The sequence below is a fragment of the Sphingobium sp. BS19 genome, from assembly GCF_027925545.1.
Lineage (GTDB): Bacteria > Pseudomonadota > Alphaproteobacteria > Sphingomonadales > Sphingomonadaceae > Sphingobium.
On record NZ_BSEF01000008.1, the window covers coordinates 185,661 to 198,444 of the forward strand.

Annotated in this window: 14 protein-coding genes and 1 tRNA gene; 13 read left to right on the forward strand and 2 right to left on the reverse strand. The window is 61.1% G+C overall.

Annotated elements, in window-relative coordinates:
• Nucleotides 1-12 precede the first annotated feature (12 nt).
• On the reverse strand, nucleotides 13-660 hold the full coding sequence (locus QMG56_RS11070) for a 2OG-Fe(II) oxygenase (protein ID WP_281822592.1): 648 nt from the start codon (nucleotides 658-660) through the stop codon (nucleotides 13-15).
• Between the two features lie 143 nt (nucleotides 661-803).
• On the opposite strand from QMG56_RS11070, the gene QMG56_RS11075 reads away from it, so the two are divergent.
• From QMG56_RS11075 to QMG56_RS11135, 13 genes are read left to right on the forward strand one after another with little or no spacing between them, the layout of a single operon-like run.
• Nucleotides 804-1,673: a type II secretion system protein N gene (locus tag QMG56_RS11075; RefSeq protein ID WP_375713681.1), complete on the forward strand. Its 870-nt coding sequence runs from the start codon at nucleotides 804-806 to the stop codon at nucleotides 1,671-1,673.
• The gene (gene gspD / locus QMG56_RS11080) at nucleotides 1,670-3,886 is read left to right on the forward strand and encodes a type II secretion system secretin GspD (protein WP_281822593.1); all 2,217 of its coding nucleotides are present in this window, start codon (nucleotides 1,670-1,672) and stop codon (nucleotides 3,884-3,886) included. The genes QMG56_RS11075 and gspD overlap by 4 nt, the downstream gene beginning before the upstream one ends.
• A gap of 52 nt (nucleotides 3,887-3,938) precedes the next feature.
• Entirely contained in the window at nucleotides 3,939-5,516 is a 1,578-nt protein-coding gene (gene gspE / locus QMG56_RS11085; protein ID WP_281822594.1) for a type II secretion system ATPase GspE, read from the forward strand.
• Nucleotides 5,509-6,729: a type II secretion system inner membrane protein GspF gene (gene gspF, locus QMG56_RS11090; protein ID WP_281822595.1), complete on the forward strand. Its 1,221-nt coding sequence runs from the start codon at nucleotides 5,509-5,511 to the stop codon at nucleotides 6,727-6,729. The genes gspE and gspF overlap by 8 nt, the downstream gene beginning before the upstream one ends.
• A gap of 4 nt (nucleotides 6,730-6,733) precedes the next feature.
• The gene (gene gspG, locus QMG56_RS11095; RefSeq protein WP_281822682.1) at nucleotides 6,734-7,210 is read left to right on the forward strand and encodes a type II secretion system major pseudopilin GspG; all 477 of its coding nucleotides are present in this window, start codon (nucleotides 6,734-6,736) and stop codon (nucleotides 7,208-7,210) included.
• Nucleotides 7,182-7,652 carry a GspH/FimT family pseudopilin gene (locus QMG56_RS11100; protein ID WP_281822596.1) on the forward strand — a complete coding sequence of 157 codons (471 nt, stop codon included), beginning with the start codon at nucleotides 7,182-7,184 and terminating at the stop codon, nucleotides 7,650-7,652. Before gspG ends, QMG56_RS11100 begins: the two co-directional genes overlap by 29 nt.
• Nucleotides 7,639-8,016 carry a type II secretion system minor pseudopilin GspI gene (gspI, locus tag QMG56_RS11105; protein ID WP_230187448.1) on the forward strand — a complete coding sequence of 126 codons (378 nt, stop codon included), beginning with the start codon at nucleotides 7,639-7,641 and terminating at the stop codon, nucleotides 8,014-8,016. The genes QMG56_RS11100 and gspI overlap by 14 nt, the downstream gene beginning before the upstream one ends.
• Complete coding sequence (gspJ, locus tag QMG56_RS11110; RefSeq protein WP_230187449.1) at nucleotides 8,013-8,648, forward strand: type II secretion system minor pseudopilin GspJ; 636 nt, start codon at nucleotides 8,013-8,015, stop codon at nucleotides 8,646-8,648. Before gspI ends, gspJ begins: the two co-directional genes overlap by 4 nt.
• Nucleotides 8,641-9,633, forward strand: a complete 993-nt coding sequence (gene gspK / locus QMG56_RS11115; protein WP_281822597.1) for a type II secretion system minor pseudopilin GspK — start codon at nucleotides 8,641-8,643, stop codon at nucleotides 9,631-9,633. The genes gspJ and gspK overlap by 8 nt, the downstream gene beginning before the upstream one ends.
• Nucleotides 9,630-10,751 carry a type II secretion system protein GspL gene (gene gspL, locus QMG56_RS11120; protein WP_281822598.1) on the forward strand — a complete coding sequence of 374 codons (1,122 nt, stop codon included), beginning with the start codon at nucleotides 9,630-9,632 and terminating at the stop codon, nucleotides 10,749-10,751. The genes gspK and gspL overlap by 4 nt, the downstream gene beginning before the upstream one ends.
• Entirely contained in the window at nucleotides 10,748-11,227 is a 480-nt protein-coding gene (locus QMG56_RS11125; RefSeq protein WP_281822599.1) for a type II secretion system protein M, read from the forward strand. The genes gspL and QMG56_RS11125 overlap by 4 nt, the downstream gene beginning before the upstream one ends.
• Nucleotides 11,224-11,946 carry a type II secretion system protein N gene (gene gspN, locus QMG56_RS11130; protein WP_281822600.1) on the forward strand — a complete coding sequence of 241 codons (723 nt, stop codon included), beginning with the start codon at nucleotides 11,224-11,226 and terminating at the stop codon, nucleotides 11,944-11,946. The genes QMG56_RS11125 and gspN overlap by 4 nt, the downstream gene beginning before the upstream one ends.
• Nucleotides 11,943-12,713: an A24 family peptidase gene (locus QMG56_RS11135; RefSeq protein ID WP_281822601.1), complete on the forward strand. Its 771-nt coding sequence runs from the start codon at nucleotides 11,943-11,945 to the stop codon at nucleotides 12,711-12,713. The genes gspN and QMG56_RS11135 overlap by 4 nt, the downstream gene beginning before the upstream one ends.
• Here QMG56_RS11135 and QMG56_RS11140 read toward each other — a convergent pair.
• Nucleotides 12,701-12,775, reverse strand: a tRNA-Thr gene (locus tag QMG56_RS11140). The two genes, QMG56_RS11135 and QMG56_RS11140, sit on opposite strands and share 13 nt — an antisense overlap.
• Nucleotides 12,776-12,784: the final 9 nt, after the last annotated feature.

Sequence of the window (12,784 nt, forward strand, 5' to 3'; positions counted from 1 at the left end):
GCGACCTTGGGCTCACGCCCAGGGCCGCTCCCGATACCATTTCGTGATCACATATTTGACCCCGCTACGGACCTTCATACCATGATGGATCGTAGCGGGGTTTAATACGCCATCTGCGTTGCGATTGTCCCACGCCAGCAGCTTGCCCGTCTCCGGCTGCACAGTCTTGCCTACTTTGGTGAACCGCGTCGCGCCGCCTGCTTGGGGCAGGTTCAGGTAGATCATGAACGTCCAGGTGCGGTTGCCTGCGACGGAGCAATATTTGGCAAAGTCGGTGCCATGCGGCTCGAAGTAATCGGTGTGCGCCTTGAATTCCTGTCCCACGGCGTAACGCTGGCCCTGCAATGGCTCGCCGTAGATCGGGTCGATCCCGGCATAGTTGGCGATCAGGCGATCGACGTTCGCAACGAACGGGTCCAGAGGATCGAGATCGCAGGTTTCGCTCGTCCGAAAATACCCGTCTCCATTGGGATCGGCGATGGTCGAGGGGCGGCGATCCTTCTCTATCCGCGCGATCAGTTCTGCACATTGCGTGCCTGACAGAAAGTCGCGCTGGATGAACAGCGTCAGATCGCGGTTGGGAAAGCGCATCGCACCGGGATGGGCGGCGATCCGCGCGGCATCGGCGTCTGCGCGCCATTGGTCGGATGGAGAAGCCATGGGGCTTGCCTAAACAAAATTATTGCCGCCGCCAACGGGTTGATGCACTGCAATAAAACTGTCGCAATTGCGTCATGTAAGCGTAAGAATAGACGCCTAGCACCACGCCGTCGGCGCTTACTGCCAAAGGGATCGCTAAAGCTATGCAGATTGCGATGACCGAAATGCTGCGGACCAGATCGGCGTCTTTGGTCCGGCGTTTGCCGCGACCCGATATGCAGCGCATCAATGGCGTAGCGGCACTCGAATGGCTCATGCTCGCGCTTCTGGCGATTCAGATCGCGCGCCTCGTCTGGGCAATTGTCACGCCCGCGGACAGCTTTGGCAACTGGCAGGGTCGTCAGGCAGTCATTCCATCGACAGCGGAACGGCAAACGCTCTTCACACAGTTCGATCCCTTTTTCCGCACGCCGAACGCTGCCATTGGCACGCCGGTCGTCACGTCCCTTTCGATTACCGTGTATGGAATCCGCGTGAACGAAGGATCGGGGTTGGGCAGCGCAATAATCGCGACGCCCGATGGCGTGCAAAACAGCTTCGCCGTGGGGGACGAAATTCTGCCCGGCGTAAAGCTCAAATCTGTGTCCTTCGATCATATTGTCATCGATCGCGGCGGTGCGGAGGAAACCGTGTTCCTTGACCAGTCGCAGGCAGCGCCAGTGGCCGATCCTGCATCGGTTCCGCCGGCATCCGGCGGAACCGGCCAGGCTGTACCGTCCCCTGTAGCATTGCAGGATCTTACGGCCGCCGCGATCAAATCGGACATCGGTTTCAGCCCGCGGAGCGAAAGCGGCCGTATCACTGGCGTTGTCCTGTCGCCAAAAGGTCCGGCCTTTCAGCGCGCCGGATTTCTGGCGGGTGACATCGTGACGCAAATCAACGGTCGTCCCATAAACAGCGCGTCTGACCTTCAGGTGCTTCAGGGGCAGATATCCCCCGGCGCGCGCCTTTCCCTTATCGTGGAGCGCGGCGCCAGCACCGTTCCCATCGCCCTGACATTGCAAGGTTCATGAAAACACAGCTCTTTCTTCGTGGCGCCGCTCTTGCGCTGGTGCTGTCTGCACCATTCTCGACGCCTGTTCAGGCCCAGCAAACGCTCAACGTTCGCGACGCCGATATCCGGGCCTTCATCCAGGACGCGGCGCGGGTCACCGGCAGAACGTTCATCATCGACAGCCGGGTTCAGGGGAAGGTTTCGGTCGTCACGGATCGCCCGTTAAGCCGTTCTGAATATTTTGAAATCTTCCTTTCGACCCTGCGGGCCAATGGGCTTGTCGCCGTGCCTTCGGCGGGCGGTGCCTATCGCATTCAGCCCGCCGAAGGCGCTGCAGGTCAGCCGAGCAGCGTCGGGCGCGCCGCCAGTCGCAATCAGTTCGTTACGGAAGTGTTCCGATTTCGCTCTATTGACGCAGCGTCGGCTTTGGAAACACTGCGCCCGCTCGTGAGCCGCGATGGATCGGTTACCGCCAATCGCGCCGGAAACAGCATCGTCGTCGCCGATTACGCTGATAACATCCAGCGCATCCGCCAGGTGATCGGTCGGATCGACCGAGATACCGCCGCGACTGAAATGGTCATGCTGAAAAATGCAGGCGCCCGTGAAATCGCAACATCGCTGCAGGCGCTCGTCGGCAATGGCGGGGGCGGTGAAGGCGGGGCCGGGGCAGGGGCAGCAGCCACCGTTGTACCCATCGACAGCAGCAACGCGATTGCCATTCGCGGTGATGCGGGCACTGTCGCCCGCCTCGCTAACATGGCGCGCAGCCTGGATAAGCAAGCGGCCAGTGGCACCGAAATTCGTGTATTCTGGCTCGAACATGCCGATGCAGAAAAGCTGCTGCCCGTATTGCAGCAGCTCGTCGGTCAGGGCGGCGGCACACAGGCCATCGAAGCGGCGAGGTCCAGCGCGTCAGGCGCGAAGGGCGCACCTCCGGCTGCTGCCCCGGCGCCCGTTTCGGTATCGAGCAGTCCGGCATCGGGCGGCGGCATATCCACACGCGGCCCGGCTATCGTAACCCGTTATGAAGGTGCCAACGCCATCATCGTCGCCGCCAACAGCGATGTACAACGGATGTTGGGCGAAACGATCCGCCAGATCGATACGCGCCGCGAACAGGTGCTGGTCGAAGCCATCATCGTGGAAATCGGCGACAGCGCCGCGCGCCAGCTTGGCGTGCAGTTCCTGCTGGGCAGCACCAAAACCGGCTTCGCTGCGACTAACTACAGCAACGCCAATCCCAATATTCTGACTCTGGCCGGGGCATATGCGTCCACGAAACTTGGCCAGACGACGACGACTGTCGTCGCGCCGGACGGTACGCGCACGACCACCAGCACCACCGAAAACGGCGATCTTTCCAGTACACTGCAAAAGGCGGCCGTCGATTCTCTGCTCAACGCCACCGGCGGATTCGGCGGACTCGCGACCAACATCGGTAAAAACGGCCTGTTCGGCGCGATCATCAACGCCGTGCGCAGCGATACGGACAGCAATATCCTGTCGACGCCATCGGTGATGACGCTCGACAATCAGAAGGCCAGCATCCTCGTTGGGCAGGAAGTTCCGGTCACGACCGGCGAAGCGCTGAGCCAGAATTTCGACAATCAGTTCCGCACTGTACAGCGTCAGAATGTCGGTGTGCAGCTCGAGGTGAAGCCTCAGATCAACGCAGGCGGCGCCATCAAGCTGTTCCTGCGGCAGGAAGTCAGCAGCATCGCAGGGCCTGTTTCCAGCAACAGCAGCGACCTCATCATCAACAAGCGCGAGATCGAAACCACCGTCACGGTCGACGATGGCGAAATCCTGGCACTGGGCGGTCTGCTGGACGACAACGAGCGCCGTACGATCGAACGCATCCCCTTCCTCAGCGACATTCCCTTGCTCGGTGAATTGTTCAAGTCGCGCAGCCGGTCGCGCGCCAAAACGAACCTCATGGTCTTCATCCGCCCAACGATCTTGCGTAGCAAGGAAGATGCTCAGCGGCTGACTGCGCAGCGTTATGGCTATATTCGCGGTCAGCAACTGCTTAGCAATCCCGACAGCGAACCTAGCCTCGACGAGTTGCTGCGCGATTACATGGGTACCACGCCGCCCGTACCGGTTCAGGCAGGCGATGTGACGGCTCCGGGCAGCGTTACCGCACCAGAAGTGACGACGCCTGAAGTCAAATCCTCGACCAGCGTGGTCCGCCCCGTCGCCATTCCGCCAAGCGAGCCACCGAAATGATATTGCACGTGTCGACTTATTTCGATGGCGCGCACCTTCAGGAGTGCGGCGCATGAAAATCGGTCGTGGCGGTCCCGACGATGACTCGATCGTATCTGAAAATCCGCTCGCTATCTCGCCGCATATCGCACCGCGTCTGATCGACATTCCTTACGGCTTCGCGCGCAAGTTCGGGGTCGTTTTGCTCGGTGTTGAGGAAGGTGCACGTTTGGCGGTGGCCTTCCGCGAAGGCGGCGATCCCCGTGTTCTCCTTGAGGTGCGTCGTCACCTTGCCCAGAGCTTCGACGTGCGCTTTGTCGATGACGTGCAATTCGACAAGCACCTGTCCCAGCATTATGCGATGGACGGCAGCGCTGCGGCGATGGCCGGGTCGATGGAAGTCGGTGCCGACGAACTGGACCTGATCGCTGGGGACATTCCCACCGCCGACGATCTGCTCGACAGCGCAGACGACGCTCCTGCCATCCGCCTGATCAACGGCATCATTGCCGAAGCCGCGCGGCAGGGTGTGTCTGATATTCATATCGAACCCTATGAAACGGGCCTAGTTGTCCGGATGCGGATCGACGGCGTACTGCGGGAAACGCTCCGCATGCCGCCGCATGTCGCGCCAGTGGTCGTCAGCCGCGTCAAGGTGATGGCGCGCCTCGACATTGCGGAACGTCGCGTGCCGCAGGATGGACGTATTGGCTTAACGCTGGGCGGCAAGCTGCTCGACGTGCGCGTCTCCACCTTGCCAAGCCGCGCGGGCGAGCGCGTGGTGCTGCGTATTCTCGACAAGGAAAATGCCGGTTTGTCGCTCGATGTGTTGGGCATGACCGGCAATGCCGACCGCATTTTCCGCGAGGCGCTGGCCGAACCCAATGGCATCATCCTCGTTACCGGGCCGACCGGTTCGGGCAAGACGACGACGTTGTACGGCGGCCTGCGCCAGTTGAACGACGGTAGCCGGAATATTCTGACCGTCGAAGATCCCGTTGAATATGCCATCGACGGCGTCGGCCAGACGCAGGTGAATCCAAAGGTCGGGCTGACGTTCGCGGCGGGGCTTCGTGCGATCCTGCGCCAGGATCCTGACGTGGTAATGATCGGCGAAATCCGTGACCGTGAGACTGCAGAGATCGCGGTGCAGGCGTCGCTCACTGGCCATCTGGTTTTGTCGACTGTCCATACCAACGATGCCGTGGGCGCCATCACCCGGATGCGCGACATGCGGGTCGAACCGTTTCTGCTGGCCTCCACGCTGCGCGCTGTGATTGCTCAGCGGCTGGTGCGACGCTTGTGCCAGCATTGCCGTGAGCCCGTACAGGCGGACAAGTCGGCTTCTGCATTGCTCGGCTTTGACTTGGGTACCATCGTGTACAAGGCGAAGGGGTGCCCGGAATGCGGCGAGACAGGGTTCAAGGGCCGCATCGGCGTGTTCGAAGCTATCCGCATCGACGACACCATTCGTCGGCTTATCAACGACGGCGGCGATGAATCGCTGATCGCGCGTCACGCCTTCCTCAACGCGCCCAATCTGGGGTCTGCGGCTAGAGCGTTGGTCCGTGACGGTCAGACTACGGCCGAGGAAGCTATCCGGATTTCGCGCCGCGAAGCCGAGCCGGAAGCTGTAAAAGCCGATGCCTGAATTCGATTATCTCGCCATCGACCCTGCCGGTCGCGAGAAGCGAGGGAAGGTGCACGCCGACACGATCGATGACGCAAAGGCGCGACTGGATGCGCGCAAGCTTTTCGTCGTCAAGGTCGATGCGGGCCTGACCGCGACGGCCCCGGCAGGCCGCGCGCTGCTCGCCCGTCGTGGCAAGAAACTGTCGCCCAAGGAACTGACGCTGTTCACCCGTCAGCTTTCGACGCTGGTGCAGGTCAGCCCGCTTGAAGAATCGCTGCGTACCATTTCTCGGCAAAGTGAGCAGGATCACGTTCGCGCTGTCATCGGTCGGGTGCATGCCGGGGTAATGGAAGGCCGCCGTCTGTCGGACGCCCTGGGTGCCGATCCCCGCAGCTTCCCGCCGCTTTACCGCGCGATGATCTCCGCAGGCGAAAGCTCCGGCAGCCTTCCCACGATTATGGAACGTCTCGCCGACCTGATGGAGCGGCAAGCGGTGATCCGGTCGAAGGTGACGACAGCCGTCGCCTATCCGACCGTGCTTGCGGTGTTCGCGGTTACTGTCGTGATTGCTTTGATGGTGTTTGTCGTCCCCAAAATCGTCGAGCAATTTGATACAATTGGTCAACAATTGCCGTTGCTTACGCGCATAGTCATCGGCATATCCAACATGCTGGTAAACTACTGGTATGTGTTTTTAGGTGTCGGCTTATTTGCCGGGGTAGCCGGTTGGTACGCCCTGCGGCAGCCCGCAATCCGCTATCGATTCGATGGCTTTTTGTTGCGCCTGCCAGTCATAGGTCGCCTGATCCGCGATCTTCACGCCGCCCGCCTTGCACGTACGCTGTCCACTATGGTCGCCAGCCGATTGCCCCTGATGGAAGGGCTCGCGCTGACCGCCAACACCGTTCACAATCGCGTCCTGCGCCGTGCCTCTGACGACCTCGTCGTGGCCATTCGCGGCGGCGGCAGCCTGTCAGCGGCGTTGCGTCGTGCAGGGGTCTTCCCACCGCTGCTGGTATATCTCACAGCCAGCGGAGAAGCCGCCGGACGGCTCGACACCATGCTGGAACGCGCGGCAGATTATCTGGAACGGGAGTTCGACAGCTTTACGTCCACTGCGCTAGCCATGCTGGAACCGATCATCATTATCTTGATGGGCGGCCTAGTTGCCGTCATCATCCTCTCCATCCTTCTTCCCATCCTGCAATTGCAAAGCCTTACAGGTGTTTAAGTCCATGAAGTCCCCCTTCACCCATCGCGCCGCAGAACGCGGCTCCGTGTTCTCGCGCCGTTCCGCCGAACACGGCTTCACGCTCGTCGAGCTTCTCGTCGTGATTGTGATCATCGGCTTATTGGCGACCATCGTTGCGATCAACGTCATCCCCGCGACCGACAAGGCCCGCGTCGAAAAGGCCAAGGCCGACGTCGCGACGATCGAGCAGGCGCTTGATCAGTACCGCCTCGACAACCTCAATTATCCAAGCGGCACCGAAGGGTTGCAGTCGCTCCTGTCGCCCCCTGCGACGCTGGCCCAACCGGCCCGCTACCGCCGTGGCGGCTACATCAAGAAGCTGCCGGCCGATCCCTGGGGCCGTCCTTACAGCTATTCCGTACCTGGCAAAAAGGGACCGTTCGACATCTATTCGCTGGGTGCCGACGGCCAGCCGGGCGGCGAGGGTGACAATGCCGACATCTATTCCAGCGAGATCTAAAGCCAGAGAGCAAGGCTTTACGCTGGTAGAGTTGATGGTGGTGATCGCGATCATCGGCCTCACGTCGGCCGCCGTGCTGCTTGCTATCCCGGATCCTCGGGGGCGTGTCATGGACGATGCGGAGCGCTTCGCTGCACGGACACTGGCCGCCCGCGACAACGCCGTCGTGCTGGCACAGCCTATCGCCGTGTGGGTGTCCGCATCGGGCTATGGTTTCGAACGTCGCCGGGAAGGACAATGGGTGCCGGTCGAAGACAAGCCCTTCGTTACGACGAACTGGCGCGAAGGCACGACCGCGCTGGTGGGCGATTCTGGGCGCGTACAAGTCATGTTCGATAGCACCGGGCTCCCTGCCGACCCTCTCAATTTAAGGCTGACCCGCGACGACCAGACGGTGTCCGTGCGAGTCGACATGGCTGGAAAAGTCGATGTCGAAGGTTGATCGGACGATGCAGCAATCGGGCTTCACCCTTCTTGAGATGCTGGTAGCGCTTGCGGTGTTCAGTCTCGCTGCGCTGGCCCTGATCCGCTTGCAGGGCGTCACCATCCGCACTGCCGCCGATCTCGACGGCAAGGTGATGGCGCAGATTGTCGCGCGCAACCTTATGGTCGGATGGCAGACCGATCCCCAGCCGCCAAGCATGGGTAAAGCCGATGGTGAAGTTGAGAACGCCGGGCAACGCTGGCGTTGGACACGTGAAGCGACCGCCTTGGACGACAAACGCCTGATGCGCGTCGATGTAAGGGTCGAGGGCCAAGTGAGCACCGCGCCCGCCGTCCTCACCTTCGTACGACGGGTTGAATGATTACCGTGCGGAACAATGGATTCACTCTGATCGAGCTGCTCGTCGCCCTCACGATCTTCGCCATGCTGGCGGGAGCGGGTGTGTTGCTGCTTGGCAATAGCGTATCGGCACAGGGTGCGATCAAGGCGCATCTCGACGACATGGCGGCGTTGGAACGCATGGATGGCGCACTTTCCGCCGATCTGGGGCAGGCGGTATCGCGGATCAGCCGCACGGAAACCGGCGCACTGGCTCCAGCATTTTTCGCCAATCCGCAAGGCGAGGCGGCACCCATCATGCAATTCATCCGCGCCGGACGCAGCAACTTCAGCGATGCGCCCCGCTCTTCCCTTCAAAAGGTCGAATATTGGTTTCGCCAGGGGAAGCTCGAGCGGCGTACCTACGATCAGGTGGATGGCGGCGTGGCGGTTGACCCTGCCGCTCTACTGGAAGGCGTCCAGTCGGTGACGCTGCGATTCCGTAATGCCCGTGGCGATTGGCTCAATGTCTGGACACCCCAACAACCCGATCTATTACCGCGGGCTGTGGAGATGAACCTGGTGCGAAGCGGTGGTTCCGCGCTCACTATGCTATTTGCGGTTGGCCCAGGACCGGAAGAGCGCGCTTTGCCCGGGGCGGTGTCCGGTGGGTAAGCAGCCGAAAGACCATGAACTCGGTGCGGCGCTCCTCACTGTGCTGCTCCTAGTGGCCGTGATGTCCGTCATTGCTGCGACCGCGCTGGAGCGGGTAACTCTGGCAACCCGGCTGACAGGCAACGCCGGGCTGCAGGCACAGGCGCGCGCCTATGCCGACGCTGCTGAAGACATCGCCAAGTTGCGTATCGCCGATCTTGTGGCGGCGCAGCCCGGCAAGACCACGCTTGCAGGCAACTGGCTCGGCACCCCGCAACAACTGCCGGTACCCGGCGGCAGTGCAACAGCGCGCGTGACCGACAGCGGAAATTGCTTCAATCTCAATAGCGTGGTTACTGGCGATAACCCTGAAAATCTTAAGGTCCGCCCGGTCGGCGTAAGCCAGTTCGAGGCACTGATGCAGGCATTGGCAATCGATCCAAGGCAGGCGCAGATTGTAGCGGCCTCCCTGGCCGACTGGATCGATACCGACGCGGTTCCGCAACCCGGTGGGGGCGAAGACGAAGTCTATCTCGCCCTTGCGCAACCCTATCGCGCCGCAAACCGCTTCATGACCGATCCCAGCGAATTGCGTGCCGTGCAGGGCGTCACCCCAGCGTTGTATGGAATATTGCGGCCGTGGATATGCGCGCTGCCGATCAGCGATCTTTCACCCATCAATGTCAACACGCTCTTGCCGCAGCAGGCGCCGCTGTTCGTCATGCTCCTGCCGGGAAAAGTGACGGTCGAACAAGCGCGACTATGGCTGGCGCAACGCCCGGCGGATGGCTATGGGAGCCCCAACACATTTTGGGCGCTTCCAGGACGGGCAGGGATCATTCCTTCTGGCGAGGTCGGTGCGCAGGTGAAGTTGACCAGCCGATGGTTCCGTGTCGATATTGAGGTAGAATTGGGGGGCATGGACTTGAGCGAGACAGCGTTAATTGACGCGCAGCCCTCTATGCCTGCCAAGCTTGTGTATCGTTACTGGGGCGAAAGCGCATGAGCGGCCGCGATGCTTTGATAATCGTCCTCCCGCAGAAGGCTGATGCCGAGCCGGAATGGATGCGCGTGATCGACCAAACGGTTGTTCAGCGTGGGAAAGGCGCTGACTGGTTGTCCGCTTGTGGCCTCCGAGAGTTGCCCACGAATAGTGTCTCTATGCTGGTGGCGCCTGCTGCGGCGACTACGCTGCATTGGGTGGAGATGCCCGATCTTCCGGCGCGGCAAGGGCGGGCAGCGGCGCGTCTCGCCGCGCTCGATACCAGCATCGGGCAAGCCGACACCATGGCCGCGGCGACCGACGAGCAAAACGATCCTGCCAAGCCCCATCTAGTCGCCGTCACCGCTCGCGCCGATTTGCAGCATTGGTTGCTCTGGTCTCAGCATAATGGGATAGATCCCGACGTCATCATCCCGGCTGCTCTGCTGCTACCCGACCCGTTGGAAAGCTTTGCGCGCGGGACGGTCGGCGATACGACGCTGCTACGCGGCAACGGCATCATCGTGGCGGAAGACGATCCTATTGCCTCGGTTCTGGTGGCTGACGCGGTTGTTCAGGATTTGCCAGCCGATGCCGTTACAACGGCTATGATCGGTGCGCTGGAGCACCCGGCAATCAACCTGCGCCAAGGCGATTTTGCCAAACGGACCCGCATGACTGTCGACCGCGATCAAGTCGTGCGGATCGTCATGTGGAGTGGCTTCGTAGCGTTGGTCAGCCTGCTGATTGCCTTGATAGCGATCATAAAGCTCAACGTTGACGCCGACCGTCTCGATGCCGAAAGCCTCGCCATAGCCCGCAAGGTCGCGCCCAATGCCGTAGATGCCATTGATGCGGCAACCCAAGTCGATCAGCAACTGATCAAGCGCGGCACCGGTGCTTATGGCTTCTCCGGCCCTACGGCGGGCCTTTATGCAGCCATGCGGGGCAGTCCGTCGGTTGGATTGACTTTACTCGACCGCAGTCAGGATGGGACATTGAAAGCGACACTGGCGGCGCCGAAAGCCGACGATATCAATGTCGTGCTGCTGGCATTGCAGGCATCGGGTTTTACGATCACCGCGACATCTTCGCAGGACCCCAGCGGTCGCGTGCTGGCCAACATAACGGTGCGGCCATGAGCGCTCTCAAAAACTGGTGGGCTGACTTGAGCCAGCGCGAACGCATGCTGGTCGGGGTAATGGGCGTCCTGATCTTCGTTGTGTTCCTGTGGCTGGCCATCGCTCGCCCGGTTGAGGCAGGATTGGCCAACGCGCGGGAACGGCAGGCACAGGCACAGGACCGCAACGCCGCTATACGGGCAAAGGTCAAGACGCTGAAGGCTTTGCCAACTCAGCAGGCTGTCGCTGCTGTGGGCTCGCTCGATCAGATGGTCGGCCAAAGCGCAGGTGAAGCGGGCTTCACTCTCGAACGTGCGCAGGCTCAGGGAGAAGACCGGGTCGAACTGGCCATCGCATCTGCGCGTCCTACGGCTCTGTTTGGCTGGATCGCCGCGCTCGAAGCGCAAGGCGTTGTCGTTGAAACGCTGACGGTTCAACCAGCCCCGACTGCCGGGACGATTTCCGTGCGGGCCGTGTTGAAGAGGGCAGGCCAATGATGAGGCCCGTTCTTTCACGGCGTGCAAAGCTTGGCTTGCTTGGTGCCTTCGTTCTGGGCTTGGTCGCATTCTTTCCCCTGCGTTTGGCAATCGGCTTATTTGGCTTGGAAGGGCAGGGGGTTAGCGCGCGCGCCGTTCAGGGCAGCCTTTGGTATGGCCGGATCGACCAGTTGATGGTCGGCGACGTGTCGGTCGGCACGGTGCATGCCGGTTTGTCGCCGATCCAATTGCTGGTCGGTCGGGCGCGACTTGATCTTGGACGAAAGGCAGGATTGCCTGACGATATCGAAGGCGCGCTGACCGTTGGATTTGGGCGTATTGGTCTGGATGATGTGACGGGCAATCTGCCTATCGGTGTCGCCTTGGCGCCGCTGCCGATCAGCGGCGTAACTTTCACCGATATGAGTGCATATTTTTCCGCTGGAGCCTGCGGTCATGCTGAAGGGCGGGTCAAAGCCTCGATTGCCGGTGAACTACCCGGTTTGAATCTGAGCCAAGGTTTGAGCGGGGATGTGCGATGTGATGGGTCTTCCATTCTGCTGCCGCTGGTCAGTCAATCGGGGCTGGAGAAGCTAAACCTGCGTATCAACGCGGATGGCCATTACACCGCTGAAATGCGCGTAACGAGCAGTGATCCCGCCTTGGGGCAGGGATTGGGCGCTATGGGGTTTCAGCAGGCCGGGGATGGTTATATGCTAAGGATCGACGGGACGTTGTGAACGCACTGTGGGCGTTCGGCATCGGTGCTGTTGCGGGTGCGATTATCGGCAGCTTCCTTGCGACCCTCATCCTCCGCTGGCCACAGGAACGCTCGGTGGCACAAGGGCGATCAGCTTGCGATAGTTGCGGTGTTGTCCTCGGGCCAATGGATTTGGTCCCGTTATTAAGTGCGGTGGCGTACCGAGGGCGCTGCCGGCGCTGCGGAGAGCCAATCGACCCATTGCACTTTTCGGTTGAATTGGGATGCGCTTTGATCGGTGGCATCGCGCTTATGCTCGCCCCGACTTTGGAAGGGGCTGGCTGGGCAATGCTCGGATGGGGGCTTTTGACCTTGGCCGTGCTGGACTGGCGTCACTTCTGGCTGCCGGATGCAATAACATTACCTCTGGTTTTCCTTGGCCTGACTTTGGGTATGGGGACGACTGACATTGCCCTAGTCGACAGGGTTATCGGGGCCGCCGCAGGATACGGTGCATTGGTCGCGATCTCATTGGGCTACAAGGCTTGGCGCGGTCGCGAAGGCCTCGGGTTGGGCGATGCCAAGCTGCTGGGCGCTATAGGCGCGTGGTTCGGATGGCAGGCTCTGCCCTTCGTGTTGCTTATGGCCAGCCTTACCGCCTTGGTTGTGGTGGGTGTAAGCCTTATGCGCACACGCAACCTCGATCCCGCTATGCGCATACCGCTTGGGACGTTCCTATGCATCGCTGCTGTACCAGGGTGGTGGGCCCTGAACGCCTTGACCGGAATGAACGCTGGTGCCGGCTGAGGGATTTGAACCCCCGACCTTCGGTTTACAAAACCGCTGCACTACCACTGTGCTAAGCCGGCTCACCGCGT